At 60.4% G+C, this 23,508-nt stretch carries 19 protein-coding genes and 4 pseudogenes; 9 read left to right on the top strand and 14 right to left on the bottom strand.

The features are described 5' to 3' along the window. Window positions 1-22 precede the first annotated feature (22 nt). The 4 genes from ACZYTC_RS33410 to dhaL (ACZYTC_RS33395) all read left to right on the top strand — a co-directional run bounded on the left by ACZYTC_RS33410 (window position 23) and on the right by dhaL (ACZYTC_RS33395) (window position 4,601). The gene (locus tag ACZYTC_RS33410; protein WP_441774257.1) at window positions 23-1,015 is read left to right on the top strand and encodes a dihydroxyacetone kinase subunit DhaK; all 993 of its coding nucleotides are present in this window, start codon (window positions 23-25) and stop codon (window positions 1,013-1,015) included. 12 nt (window positions 1,016-1,027) lie between these two features. Then, the gene (dhaL, locus tag ACZYTC_RS33405; RefSeq protein ID WP_434961241.1) at window positions 1,028-1,669 is read left to right on the top strand and encodes a dihydroxyacetone kinase subunit DhaL; all 642 of its coding nucleotides are present in this window, start codon (window positions 1,028-1,030) and stop codon (window positions 1,667-1,669) included. 142 nt (window positions 1,670-1,811) lie between these two features. After that, window positions 1,812-3,923, top strand: coding sequence for a bifunctional sugar-binding transcriptional regulator/dihydroxyacetone kinase subunit DhaK (locus ACZYTC_RS33400; protein ID WP_434961242.1), 2,112 nt, complete (start codon window positions 1,812-1,814; stop codon window positions 3,921-3,923). A 30-nt stretch (window positions 3,924-3,953) separates the two neighbouring features. Then, a complete protein-coding gene (gene dhaL, locus ACZYTC_RS33395; protein WP_434961243.1) occupies window positions 3,954-4,601 on the top strand; it encodes a dihydroxyacetone kinase subunit DhaL in 648 nt (215 codons plus the stop codon). Window positions 4,602-5,142: 541 nt separating this feature from the next. Here the strand turns inward: dhaL (ACZYTC_RS33395) and ACZYTC_RS33390 are convergent. The 3 genes and pseudogenes from ACZYTC_RS33390 to oiaX form a co-directional block, all read right to left on the bottom strand. After that, window positions 5,143-5,463: pseudogene (locus ACZYTC_RS33390) on the bottom strand (IS3 family transposase); the annotation flags it as partial. A 203-nt stretch (window positions 5,464-5,666) separates the two neighbouring features. Then, window positions 5,667-7,037 carry a four-carbon acid sugar kinase family protein gene (locus ACZYTC_RS33385; protein WP_488991683.1) on the bottom strand — a complete coding sequence of 457 codons (1,371 nt, stop codon included), beginning with the start codon at window positions 7,035-7,037 and terminating at the stop codon, window positions 5,667-5,669. Window positions 7,038-7,056: 19 nt separating this feature from the next. Next, window positions 7,057-8,325: a 3-oxo-isoapionate-4-phosphate decarboxylase OiaX gene (gene oiaX / locus ACZYTC_RS33380; RefSeq protein ID WP_441774254.1), complete on the bottom strand. Its 1,269-nt coding sequence runs from the start codon at window positions 8,323-8,325 to the stop codon at window positions 7,057-7,059. 206 nt (window positions 8,326-8,531) lie between these two features. Between oiaX and ACZYTC_RS33375 the strand changes: the two genes are divergently transcribed. Beyond that, window positions 8,532-9,254 (top strand): transcriptional regulator NanR, encoded by a 723-nt coding sequence (locus tag ACZYTC_RS33375; protein WP_441774253.1) that lies wholly within the window; start codon window positions 8,532-8,534, stop codon window positions 9,252-9,254. Between the two features lie 57 nt (window positions 9,255-9,311). On the opposite strand, the gene ACZYTC_RS33370 is transcribed toward ACZYTC_RS33375, so the two are convergent. From ACZYTC_RS33370 to ACZYTC_RS33330, 9 genes and pseudogenes are all read right to left on the bottom strand, one after another. Then, window positions 9,312-10,340, bottom strand: a complete 1,029-nt coding sequence (locus tag ACZYTC_RS33370) for a Gfo/Idh/MocA family protein (protein ID WP_488991682.1) — start codon at window positions 10,338-10,340, stop codon at window positions 9,312-9,314. After that, window positions 10,340-11,404 (bottom strand): ABC transporter permease, encoded by a 1,065-nt coding sequence (locus ACZYTC_RS33365; protein ID WP_434961248.1) that lies wholly within the window; start codon window positions 11,402-11,404, stop codon window positions 10,340-10,342. The genes ACZYTC_RS33370 and ACZYTC_RS33365 overlap by 1 nt, the downstream gene beginning before the upstream one ends. Then, on the bottom strand, window positions 11,401-12,981 hold the full coding sequence (locus ACZYTC_RS33360) for a sugar ABC transporter ATP-binding protein (protein WP_488991681.1): 1,581 nt from the start codon (window positions 12,979-12,981) through the stop codon (window positions 11,401-11,403). The genes ACZYTC_RS33365 and ACZYTC_RS33360 overlap by 4 nt, the downstream gene beginning before the upstream one ends. Continuing rightward, window positions 12,978-13,637 (bottom strand): DUF2291 family protein, encoded by a 660-nt coding sequence (locus tag ACZYTC_RS33355; protein ID WP_488991680.1) that lies wholly within the window; start codon window positions 13,635-13,637, stop codon window positions 12,978-12,980. The genes ACZYTC_RS33360 and ACZYTC_RS33355 overlap by 4 nt, the downstream gene beginning before the upstream one ends. 89 nt (window positions 13,638-13,726) lie before the next feature. After that, window positions 13,727-14,668 (bottom strand): D-ribose ABC transporter substrate-binding protein, encoded by a 942-nt coding sequence (locus ACZYTC_RS33350; RefSeq protein ID WP_441774248.1) that lies wholly within the window; start codon window positions 14,666-14,668, stop codon window positions 13,727-13,729. Window positions 14,669-14,761: 93 nt separating this feature from the next. After that, window positions 14,762-16,111 (bottom strand): MFS transporter, encoded by a 1,350-nt coding sequence (locus ACZYTC_RS33345; protein ID WP_488991679.1) that lies wholly within the window; start codon window positions 16,109-16,111, stop codon window positions 14,762-14,764. A gap of 143 nt (window positions 16,112-16,254) precedes the next feature. Then, entirely contained in the window at window positions 16,255-17,082 is an 828-nt protein-coding gene (locus ACZYTC_RS33340) for a phosphogluconate dehydrogenase C-terminal domain-containing protein (RefSeq protein ID WP_488991678.1), read from the bottom strand. Between the two features lie 374 nt (window positions 17,083-17,456). Next, window positions 17,457-18,236: pseudogene (locus ACZYTC_RS33335) on the bottom strand (SDR family oxidoreductase). Then, window positions 18,216-18,762: pseudogene (locus ACZYTC_RS33330) on the bottom strand (IS6 family transposase); the annotation flags it as partial. The pseudogenes ACZYTC_RS33330 and ACZYTC_RS33335, both read right to left, overlap by 21 nt. 509 nt (window positions 18,763-19,271) lie before the next feature. Here ACZYTC_RS33330 and ACZYTC_RS33325 point away from each other — a divergent pair. From ACZYTC_RS33325 to ACZYTC_RS33310, 4 genes are all read left to right on the top strand, one after another. Next, window positions 19,272-19,691: a hypothetical protein gene (locus ACZYTC_RS33325; RefSeq protein ID WP_488991677.1), complete on the top strand. Its 420-nt coding sequence runs from the start codon at window positions 19,272-19,274 to the stop codon at window positions 19,689-19,691. A gap of 126 nt (window positions 19,692-19,817) precedes the next feature. Continuing rightward, window positions 19,818-20,096: a PqqD family protein gene (locus ACZYTC_RS33320; protein ID WP_441774245.1), complete on the top strand. Its 279-nt coding sequence runs from the start codon at window positions 19,818-19,820 to the stop codon at window positions 20,094-20,096. Between the two features lie 498 nt (window positions 20,097-20,594). Next, window positions 20,595-21,392, top strand: a complete 798-nt coding sequence (locus ACZYTC_RS33315) for a glycosyltransferase family protein (protein ID WP_488991676.1) — start codon at window positions 20,595-20,597, stop codon at window positions 21,390-21,392. A gap of 144 nt (window positions 21,393-21,536) precedes the next feature. Then, window positions 21,537-22,307 carry a sulfotransferase family protein gene (locus tag ACZYTC_RS33310; RefSeq protein WP_488991675.1) on the top strand — a complete coding sequence of 257 codons (771 nt, stop codon included), beginning with the start codon at window positions 21,537-21,539 and terminating at the stop codon, window positions 22,305-22,307. A gap of 83 nt (window positions 22,308-22,390) precedes the next feature. Here the strand turns inward: ACZYTC_RS33310 and ACZYTC_RS33305 are convergent. Beyond that, a pseudogene (locus ACZYTC_RS33305) lies at window positions 22,391-22,546 on the bottom strand (IS6 family transposase); the annotation flags it as partial. Between the two features lie 602 nt (window positions 22,547-23,148). Next, on the bottom strand, window positions 23,149-23,508 hold a 360-nt coding region (locus ACZYTC_RS33300; protein ID WP_488991674.1), incomplete at its 5' end, for an integrase core domain-containing protein.

Below are 23,508 nucleotides of genomic sequence, written 5' to 3'. Positions count from 1 at the left end.
CCAGGAACCCATAGGAGAAATCATGCAGCGTTTCGTCAACAATCCCGACGAAGTCGTCGAAGACACGGTGAAGGGTTTCGTCAAGGCCCATTCCGATATTGTTCGCCTCGCCGACAATCCCCGTGTCATCGCCGCCAGGAATGCCCCCCATGCCGGCAAGGTGGGTGTCATCACGGGCGGCGGCTCCGGCCACGAGCCGGCCTTCATCGGCTATACCGGCAAGAACATGCTCGATGCCGTCGCCGTTGGCGAGCTGTTCTCCTCGCCCACGGCCAAAAGCTTCCATGACGCCATCCGCGAAGCCGATGGTGGCAAAGGGGTCGTCGTGCTCTACGGCAATTATGCCGGCGACAACATGAACGTGAAGATGGCGATCCGGCTCGCAGCCAAGGATGGCATCGAAGTGGCGACCGTCGTCGCCAACGACGATGTCTGCTCGGCGTCCCGCGAAGAGCGCGAAAAACGCCGGGGCGTTGCTGGCGAAATCTTCATGTGGAAGGTTGGCGGCGCCAAGGCGGCAAAGGGGGCCTCGCTCGAAGCCGTCCGTGCCACCGCGCAAAGGGCGATCGACAATTGCCGCTCGATCGGCGTGGGGCTTGGTCCATGTACCTTGCCTGCCGTCGGCCATCCGAATTTCGAGATCGCCCCGGGCACAATGGAGGTCGGCATTGGCCATCACGGCGAGCCGGGCGTCCGCGTGGAGCCGCTGAAATCCGCGGCCGAGATCGCCCGCGACATGTGCGAAATCGTTCTCGACGACCACGATCTTCCCGAAGGCACCGAAGTCGCCGTACTGGTTTCCGGCCTGGGCGCGACACCGCTCAACGAACTCTATATCCTGAACGATACGATCGAATCCGAGATCGTCAAACGCGGCCTGAAAATCCATCGTACCTATATCGGCAATTACTTCACCTCTCTGGAAATGATCGGCGCAACCTTGACGGTCATGGCTCTTGACGACGAACTGAAGGAACTGCTCGATACGGACGTGCGCTGCACTGCAATCTTGTAAAGAGAACGCCTCATGCAAACCCTCAACAATGCAGAAGCCGGCCACATCGTTTTGGCCATGGCAGAACGCATTATCGAAAATCGGGCCTTTCTCAGCGAAATCGACGGCAAGATCGGCGATGGCGATCACGGCGTCAACATGGCGAAAGGCTTCAACCTGGCTGCCGAGCGGCTCAAGGGCAAGAACGCATCCCTTTCAGGCTCGCTCGACACGCTTGGCACCGTCCTGATGACCGAAATCGGTGGCTCGATGGGACCGCTCTATGGCGTCATGTTTACGGAATTCGCCGAAAAGATCGACGGTGTCGACGCCATCGATGCCACCGCCTTCAGCCGTATGCTGCATGCAGGCCTAGAAGGTATTCAATCCATCGGCGCAGCCAAGGTCGGCGACAAGACGCTTCTCGACACATTCGTTCCTGCCCTTGCCGCGTTCGATGACGCGAACATGGCCGGCAGATCCTTTGCCGAAGCGCTGGATGAGCTCGTCGAAGCCGCGGAAAAGGGGCGAGATTCCACAATAGATTTGGTGGCCAGGATCGGACGCGCCAGCCGTCTGGGCGAACGTTCCCGCGGCGTCTTGGACGCTGGGGCAACCTCCTGTGCCATCATTCTGAAGGAATTGTCACTTCGCGCCCGCGAGCAACTGCAATAAGGGACAGCCGATTTGCGCAACATGGCGGCCCCACTTTATGCTTGGAAAGTTGGGCCGCCCTTTGTTTCGAATTTTCTCAAAACGAGACAAAGGCATTGTCCTGCAAGCCTTCCCGACCGACGCAGGAGCGATGGCAAACAAGATGGCGCCGAGTAATAAAACCGCGATGGCCAAGCCTGGTCAGGCGGAATTGGCCGATGTCATACCGCTGCGATATGGCGACGATCCCTATGTGTGGGCATGCTGGCTTTATTACGAGGACGGGCGCACACAGGGCGATATCGCCGAGATAATGGGAATCTCACGCGCAACGGTCAACAGCTACCTTGCCGAAGCGCGCAGCCGTGGAATCGTCAGCATTTCCATCGAGCCTTCGCGGCTGAGCTCGCTGGTAATCGCGCAGGAGCTGAAACAGCATTTCGGATTGACCGACTGCCTCGTCGTGCCCAATGACGACGGATCGCGAACCTTGATCGACCGCCTGGGAGCCGCCGGCGCTCAAGCGGTTGCGAAGCTGCTGAAATCCGGCGATACGGTCGCCGTCGCATGGGGGCGCACAATCCTATCCATTGCCCAAAACCTGCATATCTCCAATCTGCAGGATGTGACGGTCGTCCAGGCAACCGGCGGCACGCGAGCCGGTTTCGCCTACACGCCGGAGCTGTGCGCGGCGGCGGTCGCCACAGCCACGAATGCTCATCTCATCAACATCACCGCGCCGGCTATCGTGTCGAATGCGCAGGTCAAATCGGCTTTTTTGGACGAACCGGTCATTGCCGAGCAATTTCAAGCACTGACCCGAGCCAACAAGGCACTTTTCGGCATTTCGTCCCTTCGGCCGAATTCGACGATCCATACCAGCGGATTCTTTGAGGACGTGTCGATCCAGGACTATCTGGCCAGAAATGCCGTCGGCGTGATTGCAGGCCGTTTCATCGACTCCCATGGTCAGCCCGTTTCGGGACCTCTAGACGACAGAACTATCGGCATTTCGCTCGATCGGCTGCGAGATAGCGACATGCGCATTGCGGTTGCCGGCGGTTTCGACAAGGTGCCGGCAATTCTGGCGGCGCTGAGAGGCGGCTATGTCAGCGTGCTGATCACCGATGCGGCGACCGGGCGTGGCATCCTCAACGCCGATGGCGTTGCGCAGATCCACAACAGGCCCGCCCAACGCTTGCGCCAGGAATCCGAGGCTGCCCCGCCCAGCCACAATCGCACCCACATCAAGAAATTTCTCAACAACCCGGACGATGTCGTGGATGAAATGCTCGACGGGGTGGTCAAGGCCCATGCCGCTCATATCGTGCCGATCAACGGCTCGAAGCGTGCCCTGGTTGCGCGCAATGGTCCACGTGCGGGCAAGGTCGGTCTGGTCATCGGCGGTGGCTCCGGCCACGAACCCTGCTTTCTCGGTTATGTCGGCAAGGGGCTGGCCGACGCAGTCGCGGTCGGCAACGTCTTCTCCTCGCCTCCCCCTGTTCCAATCCTCGAATGCGCAAAGGCTGCCTCAGGCGGAGCCGGCGTCCTTTTCGTCTACGGCAACTATGTCGGCGACGTGATGAACTTCGAAATGGCGGCCGAGCTGGCACAGGAGGCGAACATCCCCACACGGACGGTGCTGACGACCGACGATATCTCCTCCTCACCGGTAGAGGATCGCGACGGACGGCGCGGCGTGGCGGGCAATTTCTTTGTCTTCAAGATTGCCGGCGCCGCCTGCGATCGCGGGCTGTCGCTCGAGGAATGCGAGGCCATTGCGCGCAGAGCCAACAGGCGCACCTATACGATGGGGGTCGCGCTGGAACCGTGTTCCTTGCCGCAAACTCGCCGGCACAACTTCGAGATCGGCCCTGACGAGATGGAAATCGGCATGGGCATTCATGGCGAGCGGGGCGTTATCCGCGAGAAGATGATGCAAGCCGACGAAATCGTCGACCGCATCATGGACAAGGTCTTTTCCGAGATGACCGCCGGCCCGGGTGACCGGGTGGCGGTTCTCGTCAATTCGTTCGGCTCGACCCCCCTGATGGAGCTCTACATCCTGTTCAAGCGCGTGGAAGAGCGCCTCAGCGCCAAGCGGATCAGCATCGTAGCGAACTGGGTCGGCCATTATTGCACATCGCTCGACATGAACGGTGCGTCCATATCCATCCTGCATCTGGATCAGGAACTATCCGATCTCCTGTCGCATCCTTGCGATACGGCCTTTCTTCGGATCACCGAAAAAGGGCCGCTACCTGCGGCCCAATGAGAATTCCACGCTGTTCGGGAGATCAATACAATGTCGGAAACCGCAGCGCGCCGCCTCGGCTGGATGTTCCAGCTAATTGCCCTGTCGATAAAGGCGGAGAAGGAATATCTGTCCGATCTCGACGGCGCCATCGGCGACGCCGATCACGGGATCAGCATGGCTCTGGGCTTTTCGGCCGTCAACGGCGCCCTTGCAAAACTCGATCTCGATCAGGCATCACCCTCCGATGTCTTTGCGGCAGCGGCCTCCGCCTTTCTCGATGCCGTCGGCGCATCCACCGGCCCCCTTTATGCCGCGGCTTTTCAAAACGCATCCAAGGCCTTGAAAAACCAACTGTCCCTCGACCTGCCGGAACAGGCCGCTATCGTCGAAGCCATTACCAAAGGTATCCAATTACGTGGCAAAGGGCAGCGCGGGGACAAGACGATGCTCGACACGTGGATTCCGGCCATGGAAATCGCCGTTCATGCCAATGCAAATGGCCTGACCACTGGGCAGATGTGGCGCCATATTGTGGAGGCCGGCACAGAAGGCGCGCAATCAACAAGGTCCATGGTCGCAACCCGCGGCCGCGCCGCGCGGCTTGGGGAACGTTCCCTGGGCCATATGGATCCCGGCGCAGCTTCTGCCCTCATCATTCTGCGGGCAATGCAGGAAGCCTTTGCTGAAAAACTGTAGTCTTGGCATTAAACTGGTGATTTTAGATGGCTTCTGAATCGATGGGCTTCCATGATTCGGAGGTGATGGACGATGGCCTCATCGATCGAAATGACGCTTGAACTGTACTTGTCATCTCCTCGTGTCGGAACGTGAAGAGGCCTTGGCCGCCCAGATGCACCGTTCGGCATGGAAAAGATCGTGCCGCAGATCGTGGATACGCTTCGCGCGCAGCGGGGTCGCCCGGGCCTTCAGCACCGCTCCCCTGATGAGTATCGCCTGGGGAGGCGAGGTTCGTCGAACGGAGAAAAAGTCAGCGCTCTGTTCGTATGAGCCGAAACATGGGGAACATATAGTCCGGTCGACCATCTGAGCGTGCCTGCTTCCAGAGGGAGACTCGTAGCGCGTCACTTTGAAATACGGCGATAATCTAAAATCGGGCGCTGTTCGAACTTTTTGCCGCCAAACGCCGCCGTTTCCACGCTTTTCTCCCCCAGACTTTCTCCCGCTCATTGCACGGGGCCTAGTTTCGGCGGCTATTGCGGACTAAGAGATCGAACGTCGTCAGGACGACATCTTCTCCCCGATAGCTGAAGCGGGGATCGACGGCTGGCGAGAACCGTGACCAGATGTCGACAATGGTGAGAATGCGTAGCTTCTTGCCGGTCGCTAATTGATCATGGACGAAATCCATCGCCCAGGTCTGGTCGCAACGCGTTGCCTCCGATCGGTCCTCTCTGAGCTTGGCCTTCACACGCCTCTTCGGGGTCTTGTTGCGCAACTGCAGGTCCAACTCGTTGTAAAGTCTGGGTGTTCGCTTAATATTGATCGCCCAGCCGTCACGCACGAGAAGGACGTGCACGCGCCTATAGCCATAGCGCAGGCATAACACGTCAGAGATCGGTCAAAATGGCGACCTTTGAACATGAGGGGGTCCCCAAATTGCTGAGGAGCGATCTCATGCCAGTGCAGCCTTGCCGAAAAATCTGCGACACAACCCTCAGCACGAAAGTATACGCGGTCACCCTCAGCTCACTCCTGCATTCGTAGGAGTGAGCGGGGACGCGAGGTGGCACGCAGCGCTGCTTAGCAGATGGGGGATGACCCTACTGTCGTGCAGTGGGATGAAACCGACGCGCGACCTTCGCGGATCATCGAGAAATAGTCGTCGCCACCCACCTGGCCACCCTTGAGGGCAATCTCAAGCCCGTCGAAGGCGGCGGCATCCGCATGAACGGTGCAGAGCGGAGACCCAGGACAGGAGAGCAAGGGCAGCCTCGTCGTCAAGGCAAAGGCGCCCAGTTCGCGCAAAGCATGGCTCGAAGTGTCGCCACCCGCGATGACGGCACGGCGCAGGCCGGCGCGCTCGACCAGAGCCTTTTGAATCCGGCCCAAAGCGAGACCGATGCGGTTGCGGTCTCCCTCGGTCCCGAGCTCGTCGCCGACATCGGTACTCGGCCCCAGGGCGGTATAGAGGATCACGCTATGCCCCTGGGCCAATCCTTCGAGGCCGGCGGCAACGGCCTCTGCAATTGCAGCCTCGCCATGATGGATGAGCGCGCGCGGATCAAGGGCAATGCCGTCGAATCCGTGGGCGACGGCGTGGCGGATCTGCCGTTCCGTGGTGAGCGAGCAACTCCCCGACACAACGGCGATACGATCTGCCACGCCCGGCGCGGAAAAGGAGGCTTTCCCCCCGATCCGGCCGGCTTCCTGCCAGGCCTGCAGCAACGCATATTCCACTCCCGAGGAACCGGCCACGAAGGGCCCGAGCCGCGACTGCAGGCGCAGGAGCTGGCGCCCCGCCTGCAATTGGGTGGCATCGTCATTGACATCGAGAAGCACGATGTCCTCGCCCTTCGCCAGGACGGCATCGACGGTATCGTCGACATCGGCTGCCGCCAGCGCCGCAACGTCGACGAGGCCGATGCCGCTTTGCGTCTGCCGGGCAAGGTGCAGGCGCAGGTCCGCCTCATCCATTGGCGTCACCGGATGGCGGCTCATCACCGGGTGGCGATCGATGCGGTAGACCTGGCCCTGATAGGCGGCGAACAGAGTACCGAAGCTGGTGTAGCGCCTGAGCTGGGGTGCACCGATCACCAGCGGGACTTGCCGCTGCCCGAAGACTTTGCTGCCGATCTCGATGGCGCGGCCGATATTGCCGACAGCCGGGCTCGAATCGAAGGTGGAGCAGACCTTGTAGTGGCAGGTAGCGGCACCGAGCTGCCTCAGCCATTCGAAAGCCGGCGTGAGCTCGGCATCCATCCAGGCCGGGCTCTGGCTGCGGCTGGTCCCGGCGAGGCCGATGGCATCGCATTCGCCGAAGCGCTCGCGCTGCGCCGGAGAAGGCGGCTGCAGGAACAGGGCGGTACGCACGCCATGCGAGGCCAGCGCTTCCATCACATCGGTGGACCCAGTGAAATCATCGCCATAATAGGAGAGCAGCAAGCCCGGCATCGTTCTTTCCTCGGAAGCTTCAGGACGCAGCGGTGTCGGCGCCGAATTTCTGCAGGGACTGCGCGAGTTCGCGATGCTCGCGTGCATAGGTTTCGAGCGGCACGCCCTCCACGGTCGCCTGCCAGGCCTGGCGAACGGCGCGCACACCCGCTGCCGGGCCGCCGGGATGGCTGACGACCCCACCACCGCACAGATAGAGCAGATCGAGCGTCCGGCCGGTGCGGGCATAGGTATCCGGGGCCTGACCGCCCCATTGGCCCGAACACACGACGGGCATGGGGCAGACGTCGCCCTCGAACAAGGGCGTCGTCACCGACTTGAAAGAGCGCACGAAGGATTCGTCCGATTCCCAATATTTGGCCCGGATGCCGTTGATCTGGAACTGGTCGATGCCGAGCAGTCGCCAGAATTGCTGGTAGACCTCGAAATCCATGCCGAGGCCGGGGTGCCGCGTGAGGATATCCCAGCCGTTGCGATGGGCATGCAAGGCAAGATGCGAGCGTTTGCGCAGGAAAGAGAGGCCGCCGAGGCCCACCGAGTTGATGTTGATCACAGCGGCATTGCCACCGGCCCGAACGACGATATCGTGGTTGCGCATCATCTCGTCGGGATCGCTGTGCGAGATGCCGAAGGCATACATCACCTTCTTGCCGGTCTTCTGCTCATGATCGAGGATGACTGGCATGATCGCCTTCACGCGATCCTCGAGGCTGGAATAGGCCGGGCTTGCCAGCTTCTCGTCATCCTTGATGAAGTCCACCTCGGCTTCGACGAGTTCGCGCACCTGGCCGGCCGATTCAGGCGGGCGCAGCCCCAGCGCTGGCTTGACGATGGAACCGATCACCGGCCGGTCGACGATACCGGTCAGCCGTCGCGTGCCGGCCGTACCGAATTGCGGGCCGGGATAGGCAGCCGCGAAGACCGCGGGCAATTGCATGCCTGTGACACGGATGCCGCTGAATCCCTTGATCGAATAGACGCCGCCGATGGCAATCGTCATCAACGCCGCCAGATCGGTGCCGATCGCCTCGATCGGAAAATCGATGTCGACATCGGCACGCTTGTACACGGCGCCGGCCTGCGTGGAGGGATCGGGGATCGACGGCACCTCAAGGGCCTCCAGCGGCCGGATCGCCACGACGCGCGCGGCGACACGCGCCTTGAGCTCCGGCGTCTCGCCCGGCAGGCTGACGAAGGTGCCGGTCGACTGATCGCTGGCAATCTTGGCGGCCAGCTTCTCGATGTCGCCAGCCGTCTCGATGCGATAGGTCATGCGGATGACGGACATGGCACCCATTCAGTCTGGGGCGCTCGCAGCGCCCGGCCTGGAATTGCTTAACAGGTATGATGAGTATATCATGACTTAAGTCGAAGCAACGGAAATTCGCCTTGTCTGTTTCCGGACAGCGGTGGCACTGTTGCAGCAGCGGCCTTGCCTCACGGAAGAACAGACGGCAAAGACCGCCGAACCTACTGCCTCAATCGGAATGCCTCATGCCCCTCCCCGATCAACGCATTGTCCGTCGCAAGCTCTCCGATGAGGTTTTCGACCGCCTCAAGGCGCTGATCACCAGCGGAGAGTTGCAGCCGGGGGACCCCTTCCCTTCCGAGCGCGAATTGATGGACCGCCTCGGTGTCGGCCGTCCCGCCATCCGCGAAGCCATGCAACAGCTCAGCATCTTCGGCCTGCTCACCATCTCCCACGGCGAGCGGGCGCGCGTTCGCCAGCCCACCGCCAGGTCGATCTTCCAGCAGGTCGACGATGCTGCCAGCGTGCTCCTGTCGAGCTCCCCGGCCTCGCTGGAGCATCTGAAGGAGGCACGCCGCTTCTTCGAACTGGGCATGGTGCGCCAGGCAGCGCAGAAGGCCGATGCGCAGGCGGTTGCCGGCCTGCAGGAAGCCCTGGCCCGCCAGCGCGCGAGCCTTGGCGACGCGGATGCCTTCATCAATGCGGACATGCTGTTCCACACACGTATCGCCGCCATCTCCGGCAACCCGCTGTTCGAGGCGATGAGCGAGGCCATGCTCGGCTGGCTGAAGCAGTACCACACCGATTTGCTGATCTGGACCGGCAAGGAGAACTACACCTTGTCCGAGCACGAGGACATCCTCAACCGCATCATCGCCCATGATCCGGACGGGGCGGAACAGGCGATGGTCAGGCACCTCGATCGTTCCGCCTCGCTCTACGTTCACCAGACCACGGCGTCGGCCTGAACGACGCTGCGGGGCGTCGGCAGCACGGACAGGTCGCGCATCAATGGTTGCGCGGCGTCATATCGAGGCCATCTCGATCGTCTGGCCAGTGGACGCGCTGGCATAGGCCGCCTCGACCAGGGCCATCGTTGCGATATTGTCCCGCCCGCAGGTGGAAGGCTCCTTGCCGTTGCGCAGGCAATACAGCCAGTGGCGCTGGATGGCGAGCACGCTCTCCTGAATATTGTGCCAGGGACGCGAGGCCCAGGGCAGCAGAGGCGGCGACAGATCGACCTTCTCCTGCCCGCCAGGCCCGTTCACGACGAGCCGATAGCCTGCGCCGAGCCGCAGCGTACCCGTCGAACCATCGATTTCCACGAGGGTTTCGGGAAAAGGATCGACCGGCAGCCTGGTGGCATAACTGCAATCGACCACCGAGGAGAGACCGCCCTCATGGTCGAGCAGCATCGTCGCGACATCCTCGCCCCTGACGTCGGGATTGACGCGCTGGGTGCGTGCACTCAGCCGCGTCACCTCGCCAAACAGGAAGCGGGCGATGTCGAGGATGTGGATGCCGAGGTCCTCGATGATGAAACGCTTGCCTTCGGCAAGATAAGGCTGGCCGCTGAAAACATCGAAGCCGGAGCGGAAGGAGACGCGCGCCCAGAAGGGCTGGCCAATGACATTGGCGTCGAGGCGAGCCTTGACGGCCTGGATGGCACTTTGCCAGCGGAAATTCTCATGCACCATCAGCGGCACGCCGGCGAGGCGGCAAGCCTCGACCATGGCACGCGCATCCGTGATCGAAAGCGCGAAGGGCTTCTGGCAGATGACGGGAATTCCCATCTTCGCCGCGAGCTCGACGAGCGGGCGATGGCTCGCCACGGTGGTGGCGATATCGACGAAGTCCGGCTTCTCAGCCCGAAGCATCTGCTCGGCATCGCCGTAGCGCCTGTCGATGCCGAAACGCTCACCGGCCTGGGCAAGGCGCACCGGATCGCGATCGCAGAGTGCGACGATGTCGGCTCCTTCGGCGTCGCACCAGGCGTGAAGCTGGTTGATGGCGAAGAAGCCGCAACCAACCAGGGCACCGCGATAGGACGCCATCAGGCCAGCCTCGCCATCTGGCGCAAGGCAACGCGCTGCTGCAGCCGGCGCTGCGCCTGGTCCACCACCACGGCGATGACGATCACCAGGCCCTTGATCACCATCTGCCAGAATTCGCTGACGCCCATCATCACCAGCCCGTCCGAAAGAATGCCGATGACGAAGGCACCGATGATGGTGCCGCCGATGGTGCCGCGGCCACCGGACATCGAGGTGCCCCCGAGTACCGCTGCGGCAATGGCATTGAGTTCGAAGCTTTCACCCGTGGCGGGGTGCGAAGCCATCAATTCAGAGGAAACGACCAGGCCGACGACGGCGGCACAAAAGCCCGAGAACATATAGACGAAGAGCTTCACCCGGTTGACCCGGATGCCCGACAGACCCGCGGCTCGCTCATTGCCGCCAACCGCGAAGATGTGGCGGCCGAGCGGCGTGCAGCGCGCCATATAGGCGGCAGCCAGCGCCAACACGGCGAGGATCCAGACCGAGGCCGGCAAGCCGAGGAGACGCCCAGCCCCCAGGATGGCATAGCCCTGCGTGCCGAAATCGGGGCGCCCGACCAGATTGGGGAAGGTTGCGCCATCTGATGAAAGAAGCGCCAGGCCGCGGGCGATGTAGAGCGTTCCGAGCGTCGCAATGAAGGGCGCGACGTTGAGCCTGGTGATCAGCAGCCCATTGACGGCGCCGATCAGGATACCCACCAGCAGTGTGATCGCCATCACCTCATAGATGTTGAAGAAGATGGTGTAGCCGATGCGCAGGTCCAGGCCATTGAGGATCAGCCCGCCGGCGACCATGCCGCACAGGCCCACGATCGATCCGACCGACAGGTCGATGCCGCCGGTGACGATGACGAAGGTCATGCCCATCGCCAGGAACGCGTTCAGCGCCACATGCTTCGACATCAAGATGAGATTGGCGGTGCTCAGGAAGTTCGGCGCCGCCAGCGAAAAGAAGATCAGCACCGCGAAAAGGGCAATGAAGGTGCGCAGCTTCATCAGGTTCAGGGCAAGCGAGCCGTTTCCGGCGGACGGATGGTTCAAGGTGTCCTGCGCGACTGTCATGCCGGCGCTCCGTGATTTGTAGAAGAGGGGGAAGGAACAGGGCCATGGCCGAGCGCGGAGGCGGCCACCACCTTGGCGGCCGTGGCCTCGGCCCGCTCGAAGAGGGCGGTGAGCTTGCCGTTGCTCATCACGGCGATGCGATCGGACAGCGCCATCACCTCGTCGAGGTCGGAAGTCACGAACAGGATGCCGAGGCCGTCGGCGGCGAGCCGCCTCATGGTGCGGAAGACATCGGCCTTGGCGCCGACATCGATGCCGCGGCTAGGCTCGTCCATCAGCAACACTTTCGGGCCGGTCATCAGCGCCTTGCCGATCACCACCTTCTGCTGATTGCCGCCTGACAGGGAGCTCACCTCCAGTTCGGGATCGGCTACCTTGATCGACAGGTCCCTGACGGCAGCGCGAATGGCGCCCTGCTCGCGGGCTCGCCGGATATGGAAGCCGGCGAGGAAGCGACCGAGGGCCGCCATCGACAGGTTGGCGGCGATCGACAGGATGCTGACCAGCCCTTCGCGCTGGCGGTCTTCCGGGATCAGGGCAAGGCCCCGACGGATGCGCCCCGTCACGTCCTTTTCCGCCACCGGTTTGCCGTCGACGAAGAGGCGGCCGGTGGCGTGGCGGTGGCGTCCCATCACGCATTCGAAGAATTCGCTGCGCCCGGCTCCCATCAATCCGTAGATACCCACGATCTCGCCTTGCCTGACCGACAGGGAGACATGGTCGACGGCGAATCCGCCGCTCACGCGTGGCAGGCAGATATCCTCCGCGCGAAAGACTTCCGGACCGAGCGGGTGATCCTCGGTCTTGGCGAAGTCCTTGGCATCGGAGCCGATCATCTGGTGCACGATCCAGGGCACATCGACATTGGTGATGCGCTCCTGTCCGGTGACGCGGCCATCGCGCAGCACAGTGATGTAGTCCCCGATGCGGATGAGCTCTTCCAGCCGGTGGGAAATGTAGACGATGGCGACGCCCCGCGCCTTGAGGTCGGCAATCACACGGAACAGGATCTCGACCTCAGCGGAACTGAGGGCGGAGGTCGGCTCGTCCATGATCAGGATGCGGGCATCTTGCGCCACCGCCTTGGCGATCTCGACCAGCTGCTGCTGGCCGATGCGCAAATCCTCCACCGGCGTGCGGGCATCGATGCCTGCCTCGAGCCGCTCCAGGAATTCGGCGGCGCGGCGCTCCTGAGCGCGATGGTCGATGCCAAAGGGCAGCCGTACGATTTCGCGGGCGGCGAAGATGTTCTCGGCGACCGAGAGATTGCCGAACAGGTTGAGCTCCTGGAACACCATGCCGATGCCATGGGCCACTGCCTCGCCGGCATCCCGGAAGGTAACAGGCTTGCCATCGAGCAGGATGCGCCCGTCGGTGGGTTGCACGACCCCCGCTATGATCTTCATCAGCGTGGACTTGCCGGCGCCATTCTCGCCGACGAGCACGTTCACGGCGCCGCGCCGCACATCGAAATCGGCATGCCTGACGGCAACCGTCCCGGAATAGACCTTCGACACGCCCTCAAGGCGCAGCACCACGTCGTCATCGGGCGTCGCAGGGTGGCCCTCCCCCGTCATGACGCTGCCCCGAGGCTCAGTTCGGCGGGCGTTACCAGCGGTGGCTTGCCGCCCGGCTCGAACACATAGGCACCGAGCACCGTCACGGAGCGGCCGACCAGGTGCTCGCGCGGCAGGGCCTGCAGTACGTCCGCGTTGACCCTGGCGTTGAAGGCCTTGCCGAACTGGGCGTATTCGATCTGGTTCGTGAAGGCGTTGAAGGACACGAAATCCAGGCTGTCGCGCAGCGTCGTGCCGCGCAGGGCCGGACCGATCTGCACCACCATGTCGGCCTTGCCGTCCCTGTCGACATCGACGTCGATGGTGGCGGCGCGCGAACCGGTGTTCGCCGCGACGATGCGGCCTTCGGCCTTGACCACATAGGCCCAGGGCACGGTGCCTTCCTTGGCACGATAGCCGTATTTCTGCCCGGCCTCGTCCGCGTTCCTCGCGACCAGGTCGCGGACGACGGCAAAGTCGCCCGCCTTCGCCGTGAGATAGGGCAACACCTTGGCTGACCAGATCGCATCGACAGCTTTGTCCGGGTCGAAGACGGGTCCTGCGCCCGAAGCGCCGGTCTGTCGGGCGGCCTCAACCTCGACGGTCGGCACGATCTTGCATGCTGCAAGGGTGAGCGCCATGGCGGCGATCATCAGCCTGTTGGCAAGCCTGGGCATGGATTTTGGCTCCGGCCTCGATTGTCGGGATCAGGAACAGGCCTGGGACGCCCCCAGCGAGGCAGCCCCGGGCATCTTTCATCGCAGCGTCAATTTGCCAGCGCGAAGGTTTCGAGCTTGCCGGCATTGTCGGGCGTGATCAGCACGCAATCCATCAGCTGCTTTTCCTGCGCGGGGCCCTTCTTGGTCTTGATGAAAGTGTCGGCCTGCTCGACGGCGGTCTGGGCCTGGAGATAGGCAGGCTGCAGGACCGTAGCCTTGATGCCGCCCTGCTTGATGGAGTCGCGCACATCGTTGGACCCATCGAAGCCGACCACAATCACATCCTTGCGGCCAGCGGCCTGCAGCGCGGCGATCGCCCCCATCGCCATGGTGTCGTTGCCGGAGATCACGCCCTTGATGTCGGGATTGGCCTGCAGAATGGTCTCCATCTTGCTGTAGGCCTCGGTCTGGCTCCAATTGGCGGACTGGCGCGCAACCATCTTGAGGTCGGGATAGTCGTCGATGACGTCGTGATAGCCCTTGGAGCGGATGCCGGCATTGGTGTCGGCCTCCCTGCCGACCAGTTCGACATAATTGCCCTTCTCGCCCATCAGCTTGACAAACTCCTGCGCGCCGGCCTGGGCGCCCTGATAGTTGTTCGAGACGATCTGGGCGACGGCGATGCCGGCCACATTGATCTCGCGGTCGATCAGGAAGGAGGGCACGCCGGCATCCTTGGCCTTCTGCACGGCGGCCACTGTGGCGGCGGCACCGGCATTGTCGAGGATGATGGCCTTGGCGCCGCGAGCGATGGCGGTGTCGATCAACTGCGACTGCTTGTTGGCGTCGTCGTCATGCACCAGCACCAGCGTGTCGTAGCCGAGCGCCTTCGCCTTGACCTCGGCGCCCTGCGCTTCCGCCTTGAAGAAGGGGTTGTCGTGCGAGGGCGTGATGATGGCGATGAGGTCGGCGGCCAGGGCCGTGCCCATCGCCGCCGATGCCATCACGCCGGCAAGCGCAGCGCCCAGTAAAAGTCGTTTCAAGCTCATGTCGTCCTCCCATTTGTCTGTCGACGGTTCAGTCCGCAATGGCCGCCGGTTGTGTCCGGCGGGTCTTTCTTGGCTATCGGTGCGAATGCGCCCTCATGGCTTGAGGGGTGCGTAGGCCTGCGAGACCTCTCCGCCCTTCCTGATCTCCCGTCCGACGAGGAAGGCGAGGATGGCCGAGAGCAGCATGAAGGCTCCCACGATGATCATCGGGGCCTGGTAGAGGCCGGTGTAGTCCTTGACCGCGCCGGTGACATAGGGTGCGGCAAAGCCGGCCACATTGCCGATGGTATTGATGAGGGCGATGCCGGCGGCCGCCGCCGCGCCCGACAGGAAACGCCCTGGAAGGGACCAGAAATTCGGCAGGGCCGAGAAGATGGCGCAGGCCGTTACGGTGATGCAGGCAACCGTGGTCTCAGGCGATGGCATGTAGAGGGCCAACGGAATGCTGATCGCGCCGATCAGGGCCGGAATACCGATATGCCAGGCCCGAACCCCGCGCCTGGTTGCATCCCGGCTCCACAGATAGAGCGCGATGGCCGCGGGAAGGTAGGGAACGGCAATGACCAACCCGGCCTGAAAGACCGTGAATTTGGTGGCAAACTTCGCCTCGAAGCCGGAAACGATGGTGGGCAGGAAGAAGGCCAGCGCGTAGAGGCCATAGATCATGCCGAAATAGATGAACGCCAGCATCCAGACCCGGCCGCTCGACAGGGCCGCTGCGATCGAGCCATTGTGCGGCTCGCGCTTGGTGCTGTCCTCACGGGCGAGTTCGCCGGTGAGCCAGGCCTTCTCCTCCGGGCTGAGCCACTTCGCGTCCCTGGGTGAATCCGGCAGATAGAACCAGGTGACAATGCCGACCAGGACGGCCGGGATCGAGACGCCGAAGAACATGATGCGCCAGCCCTCGAGGCCGAAAAAGCCATGGGCCTGGATCAGGGAGGAAGCCAGCGGCGCGCCGATCACGGTCGTCATCGGCTGCGCGATGTAGAAAAGGGCGAGGATGTTGGCCCGGTGGCGGGCCGGCACCCAGGTGCTGAGATAGAGGATCGCGCCCGGGAAGAAGCCAGCTTCTGCAATGCCCAGCAGGAAGCGCAGGACATAGAGTTCGGTGACGCCGCTGACCCAGGTGAACAGCAGTGAAACTATGCCCCAGGTCACCATGATGCGGGCAAGCCAGCGGCGGCCGCCGAATTTGTGCAGGGCCAGGTTGCTGGGAATTTCGAGCAGGATATAGCCGATGAAGAAGATGCCGGCGGCAAACCCGAATTGAGTGGCTGTGAGCCCCAGATCCGTCGTCAGGCCGTGCGGACCGGCAAAGGAAATCGCGGTCCGATCGAGGAAATTGATGAAGAACATCAGCCCGAGGAACGGCGCCAGGCGCCAGGTGGCCTTACGGATGGCCGATGTTTCGATAGAGCTGATCGCGAGGGTATTCGGACTCATTTTTCCTCCCCATGAGGCCAGGCGTCCCCTCCTGTTTGTTCTTTTGTGGAGGACGCCGACGTTTGGCTGCTCGACTGCTCGTCGAAAAGCCCGGTCGAATGCAGCAGCCGCCACCAAAGGTGACGGCTGCTGCAGGGTCTTGTTCAGGTGATGCGGCGAATGCTGTCGGCGATCTCGTTCGGCTCGAAGACGCGCTTCCAATCGTCCCGCATCAGGGCCGGCTTGCCGAAGGCGATGGCCTTGTTGCAGGCATCGGAGAACACGCCCTTGACCTCGTCGAAGATCACGGCGCCGAGCACGTTCATGTGGCCGAGCAGGAAGTCGCGAGCTGCCTGGTGCGGTACACCCCGGGCCACGACTTCGTCCATGGCCTCCCGCATCACCACCAGAAGGGTTGCGCAAACGGTCTCCGACAGGCCCGGCTCCAGCAACGCCATCTGCTCGACGGTGACACGATGGGAACGCATGACCGGCGCCCAGATCACCTTGGCGACCTCCTCGCCGATCGCATAGGCGCTCTCCGGGCCCTGCATCAGGGCGCTGACGATATGCTGCTTGGCAGCGATTCCGCCGAAATGGTCCTTCTTGGCGGCCATCTCCGTCTCGTCGTTGAAGATCGGAGGATGACAGGGGTGGGTGACGAAATAGGTCAGGTCCGGGCGATCGGGCAGATGTCCGGCAAAAGGTGCGGCAGCGTCGAGCACCACCACCATGGTACCGGGCTCGAGCTTGTCGACGATGCCGCCGGCCACCTTGCCGATCAGCGTATCAGGCACGGCGAGGATGACGACATCGGCGCCTTCCAGAGCCGCATCCGGCGCTACGCTGTCAAGGCCGAGACCGGTCTTGAGGCGCTCCTGGCCTGCTGCGCTCACTTCGACATGCCGGACCTCGAAGCTCGACGCTTTGAGGTTGCTGGCCAGCCGGTAGCCCATTTTTCCGCCGGCGCCAAAGAGCGCGATCGTCGTCATGCAGATTTCCTCCCGAGTTCGGGTGGCTTATAGATCTACTGGTATGATGAGTCAATCATCACTTGTAGCATGACACGATATCCAAATTTCCTTTTCGGCCGAGATCCATGGACGTCGCCTCGGTGCTGCCGACATGGCGGCGGCTTCCCTGCATGCAGAGACGCCGCAGGAAAGTGTGTTTTCTACCGTATTATCAATATCTTAGGAGGAATTTCGTTATTTCGGGGGCAAGCGCCCGTGAACAGCCGAGTGCATGGCCTCCGGCAAAGCCGAAAGATTTTCGTTGTCATCGATGGAGCATATTTCGGACGTGGCAGGAGTGGTTGCATCGGCGCAAAGATCGCCGAGACTCTTGATCGTAGAGCGCCGGATACTCAGGGGTGTTGCTGGACGCAGAGGCCGCCGTCGACGGTCAGGCAGGCCGCGTTCATGAAAGGACATTCGTCGGAAATCATGAAGAGCGCGGCAAGCGCGATTTCCTCAGGCGTGGCGATGCGCCCGCCCGGGTGCAGCTTCAGCGTCTCCGCCTTGGCGGCCTCGGGATCGGGGAAGCTGTTCCAGTAGTCGATCACCTTCTGGGTCGAGACATAACCGGGCTCGCGCGCGTTCACCCGCACATTGCGGCCGGCATATTCGCACATTGCGGCCGGCATATTCCAGTGCCAGCGACTTGGTCATGCCGAGCAAGGCGTGCTTTGCCAGGGGATAGGGGAAGGTATGGGGAATGATGGTGAGGGCGTGTGTCGAGGCAATGTTGAGAATGACGCCACCGCCGCCGCGATCATTCCCGGCAGGACCGCCTCGCAGCAATTCCAGGCTCCCTTGAGATTGACGTCGAAGCATCGCTGCCACTCTTCGTTCGTGGTCTGCAATGGCTCGGCGAAAACGTTGATGCCGGCATTGTTGACGAGTGCGTTGATCTCGCCGATCGCCGACGCCGCCTGTGAAACGGCCGGTGCAATGCCTTGCTCGTCGGCGATGTCGACGGCCCGATAGGCGATTGGCGCCCCCTGCCCCGCCAGTTCCTCACCGACACCGGCAAGCAGCTTCTCGTCCCGATCAAGGAGGAAAACGCTAGCCCCTTCGCGCACGAAGGCGCGAACCATCACCAGCCCAATGCCTTGGGTGGCCCCCTGTTCAATCCTGTTGTTCATATATTGGCTCTTGTGGATGCGGATCCCCTTCAATGCTCGGTGCGATCGATCCTGCAAACGGCTCTCGGCATCGCAAGAGATAATCGCTTCCGGTTCGCCTGGCTCCCGTCGATGACGATACGATCGGGTCGACCATGGCGCTGCAAGCGCCTTGCGCAGAAAGCGCTTTGCCGCCAGCAGATCACGGTGCTGGCTGAACGAGAATTCAACGGCGTCGCCGACGCTGTCGATGGCGCGGCAAAGGTACATCCACTGACTGCGGAGCTTGATATAGGCCTTGCTGCTCCGCGCTGCCCTTCGGCTCGTCCATGTGCCACTTGCTTCCGGCCTGCCGTTTCCGATGGTTGAACCGCTGCAGCAACGCAGGTGAAAAATGAACGACCCAGCGGTGGATTGTTGAATGGTCGACGCTGATGCCGCGCTCGGCCATCATCTCCTTCAGATCCCGCAAGCTCAAGCCATAGGTCAGATACCGCCGCACGCATAGCAGGATCCCAGAGCGATCGAAATGGCGGCCTTTGAACATGAAACACGCTCTGAAAATGGAGTTGGCCTCATGGCATCAGAGGGTTTTCAGAAAGCTTGCAACCCAACCAGCAGGTCACCACGTGCGCCTGCGTCACTTCTCGAAATAGATGCGACTCGATCGAAACAGCCGCGACCCGATCCGAGCAAGGATTCGCGGCCTTTGCCTAGGGGCGCGCGCCCACCGGCAACCTCGAAAGAGGGCTCAGGCAACAAAACATCATGCCAATCAACTGAGCCCATTTTGGCGAATTGCCGTCCAGGCCCCAACAGTTCAATCCTTTCAAGCGCGGCCGCGCTTAGGGCGCACGATCTGCGACTGGAATATCTCGAACTCGATCTGCGCTCGGATCTGCATGGCGCCGCCGCGCACGACCACGAAGTGTCCCCCAAACACCACGATCCGTCATTTAGACGGGCCTCACGAGATATTGCAAAATCCAGGGATTTTGAGAAATATATGTCTTGTCATGCCTAGGTAAGAAAATTCGGCTTCCGTAGGGGGAATCGATGACACGACTTCATTTTATCGCCTACCTGTTTGGATGCTTGTTGTGTTCTATTGGCACCGCTTCGGCCGAACCCCAGCTTAAGCGCTTCGTCTATACCGGTGTTTTTAGTTCCGGATCTGGTATGGCTGGCTCGGCCGTGGAAAAGGATGGACGGTCGATCTGCTTTCTTGAGGCTGACATCCCGGCCAAGGCGAGCGCTCAGAGACATTGCTCGCATAACGAAACCTGCGAAATCGCCGCGACGATCCGCGTAGATGGCGACGGGCGCGTGGTTGAACGGGTATTGTCCATCAACGGGCGTGCGGTGCCTAATGCTGAGGCCGGCCTGAATAAAGGCGATGCGTCCACGACAGATCAAGCCGACGAGCAAAGCTGTCCGGCCAGGGCTTTCAAAGCTTTTGCGGAAAAAAGTTCATAAGCCGCATTACTGGCTAGAGGAGCCGCCCATATAAGTTGGGTTCATCGATATCGTGACTGTGAATAACTGATTTTGCAGATCTGTACGTCGCCGACGAAGCTTGACGACCAATAATAGGAGGGTTGCGTGACACGAGAAAATTCAAGATTCTATAAGAAAGCTTTGGGTTTCGAATGCAGGAATACGCCTGATGGGTATGTAATTTACGGCGAGGACGGCGAATATATCCATTTTTTAAATATTTCTGCTGCCATCGTATTTGAACTTTGCGATGGGAAACACAGTGATGATGATATTGTTGAGTACTTTCAAAAATCGTTTGGCCTAAAAACCAAGCCGAGCGCAGATATCGAGGCCTGCCTCGTATCTCTAGCTCGTGAGGGTTTAATTATATCCTTTCCTTAAGGGCGGTGTGTTGCAGCCTCACGCGATGTGATTTACGGGTACGTGGGCCGTATTTACTCTCATCCAGTGCAGCGCACCCTGTCGCAACCGGACGCATATCGACTCACGTTGCAATATATTGCCATCCCTTTAAGCTACTGCGCCTTCCGATCTAGTATTTTTTAGCGAAAGATCAGAGTGAAATTGGGTATAAAATATCGAAGAAACGATTTGTCGTGAGAATAGACAATCGATGTGATAGCGCAATATCAATGGAACAAGACTATATATTGCGATTATCTTCTTCTGGAGAAATTGTCACATGTTAACACTTTTGGATAGCCCAATATACGCGCGAGTCGACCGATCGACTTGATCTTGCAGGTCGGAACGAGCCATGGAGGGGAGTAAGTCGCCAGTCTCCTCTCCGAGACAGGACTTCCAAGGGCTACGCGCATTAGCCGGGCGCGCAAAGATCATCGCAGCATATTTCGTCTATCCTAGCATTGGTACAAAAACGTGACATCGACCTTCGCAGCGGCTACCGCAGAGGACGCAACGAGCCGTCCATCCGTCCTAATATTGACGCCGATCAAGAATGCCCGTGCTCATCTGGATGGGTATGTCCAACGTATTGAGCGATTGGATTGGCCCAAAGACAGTTTATCGATCGGCTTCCTCGAAAGTGATAGCTTGGATGGGACCTGGGAAGCTCTTCTTGGACTTGAATCTGTGTTTCAACTCCGCGCTGCCGCGGTGACGATGGTCAAGCGAGATTTCGGTTTCCGAATTCCGACAGGAGTGCCGAGATGGGCTCCTGAAATCCAGAAATTTAGACGCTGCATCCTGGCACGAGCTCGCAATCAAGTGCTCTTTCGTGCACTCCGCAACGAGGAGTGGGTTTTGTGGCTCGATGCCGACGTCATAGATTTTCCTGAAGATATAATTCAACAATTGTTAGCTACGCAATTTGAGATCGTCCATCCGCATTGCGTGAAGAAGCGAGGGGGTCCGAGTTTCGATTTAAACGCCTGGTGCGACCACGGCACTAAAACGATGGATAGTCTGCGAGACCGGGACGTCGTTCGCCTAGATGCAGTTGGAGGAACGATGCTTCTCGTCAAAGCAGACCTACATCGCGACGGATTGATCTTTCCACCATTTCCTTACGGTGTCGCCAATCCGAGGATCCGACCCCGCCATCCCTATTGGGGCCGAGGAGAGATTGAAACTGAGGGCCTGGGGATAATGGCGCTGGACATGAATGCGCAGTGCTGGGGGCTTCCGCAGGTTGAAATCATACATGCAAACGAATAACCGAAGTAGCCGCGACGTCGGGATGTGCCAAATTTGCCGCTAGCAAAGCTGTCGTATTCTCACAAAATTTACGGCCCCCTAAGTCTGCGGGCGCAATACACTGGGTAGTTGGGGCGGACTGAAAATCTAGGCGGATGAGAGACTGTGCGACGTATTGATAAAAAAATCGTTTTTATCGGAGGAGTACACAGAAGTGGAACAACTTTGCTCCATAGCATCCTGCGCTCTCATCCGATGATCAGCGGTTTTGAGAGCACCGGCGCATCGCACGATGAAGGGCAACATCTGCAAACTGTATATCCGATTGATCAGGAGCTCGGCGGTGTAGGAAATTTCGGATTTTACACGGGCTCGGCGATGGACGAAAGTCATTCTCTAGCAAATCCGGTTGATGCCGAACGGTTGTGGCAGCAATGGGGAATTCATTGGGATTCATCGAGGCCATTGTTCGTAGAGAAGTCACCAGCAAATCTGATCCGGACGCGTTATCTGCAATATTGCTTTCCCGATTCGCGGTTCTTGATTATTTTACGCCATCCTATCGCGACTTCATATGCCCTTAGGCAGCGAGGTTGGAACACTAAACCTGTTCCTTGGCTTATCGAACACGCTTTGGTATGCTATGAGCGGTTTCTACGGGATCGATCTCATTTGCGTCATTATTATGTTTTGCATTATGAAGATCTGGTTGATAATCCAAAGTTACATCTAAATAGAATCTTTTCTTGGTTGGATGTGCCTTCTATTGATCTGAGGCAAAGCGTTCATACCGGGATCAATAAACGCTATTTCGACGACTGGAAACGCGATATGTCAGGCTTGTCAATTGGCACCGAGCGGCTTCTAGAAGCGCGCTGCAATGTTTTTGGCTACTCTCTACGAGAACCTGAGTTGCGTCTCCCCTGTTCGTTGTAGACTACGAAGGTGGCTTAGACGGGGCGGCATTGGATTGTAGCGAAGACGGATGATAGTTCCTGCAGATAAAGAGCACTACAAATGTAATTGCTCGCCCAGCGGTGGATTGTTGAATGGTCGACGCTGATGCCGCGCTCGGCCATCATCTCCTTCAGATCCCGCAAGCTCAAGCCATAGGTCAGATACCACCGCACGCATAGCAGGATCACGGAGCGATCGAAATGGCGGCCATTGAACATGAAACACGCTCCGAAAATGGAGTTGGCCTCATGGCATCAGAGGGTTTCCAGAAAGTTTGCAACACAACCTTTGCAACTCCTGGCGCTTGCTTCCAACCGCAAACGCTTTGACGATTGGCGCGAAATGGCAAGACCGGCGACCGGCCAATGTCCGAAATGACCCGGACAAGGTCCATCTGTCGGTCCGAGACGATCGGCCGGGCGCGGGTGTCGGCTTGCGCTAACGATCTGCCTCCCGGGGAGGTCGGCCATGCCCCCTCGTGCAACGGCCCCTGCTCGCGGGAGCGTGTCGGCGACGGTGAAATGCCAAGGGAAAACCGTGCGCAATCTCGCCATCGGGTTGATTTCGGCATCATTGCTAACGCCAGCTTGGGCTTCCGATTTCTCTCAGCCTCCCCCGCCGCACCAGCCCCTCATCGCGTCGGGCCCAAACTTCTTCATCACGAGCTATATCTGGGCGACCGCGATCAACGGAAAGAGCGCAACCTTCCCGCCGCCGCCATCAACTTGAGCGTCCACGATGTGCTTAATGTCCGTCGTCAGAACATTTGGCGCAACTGGCGGCGTAGATTAGCGGAGTTCGGGCCTCGTCTGGGGGGATTTTAAGCGGCGAGCTTGCGGTGCTGCAAGCGCCGATATTTGATGGTCTGTCGCTTGATCCTTTCGCGCTGTTGGATGATGGCCGGAGCCCTGCCGAAGTAGGCGTCGGCAGGTGTCACGTTGGCCAGGCTCTCGTGGTAGCGCTGGTGGTTGTAGTGGTCGACGAAGGCCTCGATCTGGGCTTCGAGGTCGCCGGGCAGGAAGTAATTTTCTAGCAGGATGCGGTTTTTGAGGGTCTGGTGCCAGCGCTCGATCTTGCCCTGGGTCTGGGGATGCATCGGGGCGCTGCGGACGTGGCTCATCTTGTTGGCCTCGATATATTCCGCCAGTTCGCCGGCGATGTAGCTGGGGCCGTTGTCGCT

It is taken from the genome of Labrys sp. F242, assembly GCF_057813875.1.
Note: the sequence above shows the minus strand (reverse complement) of the source record. Positions and strands in the feature narration are given on the sequence as shown.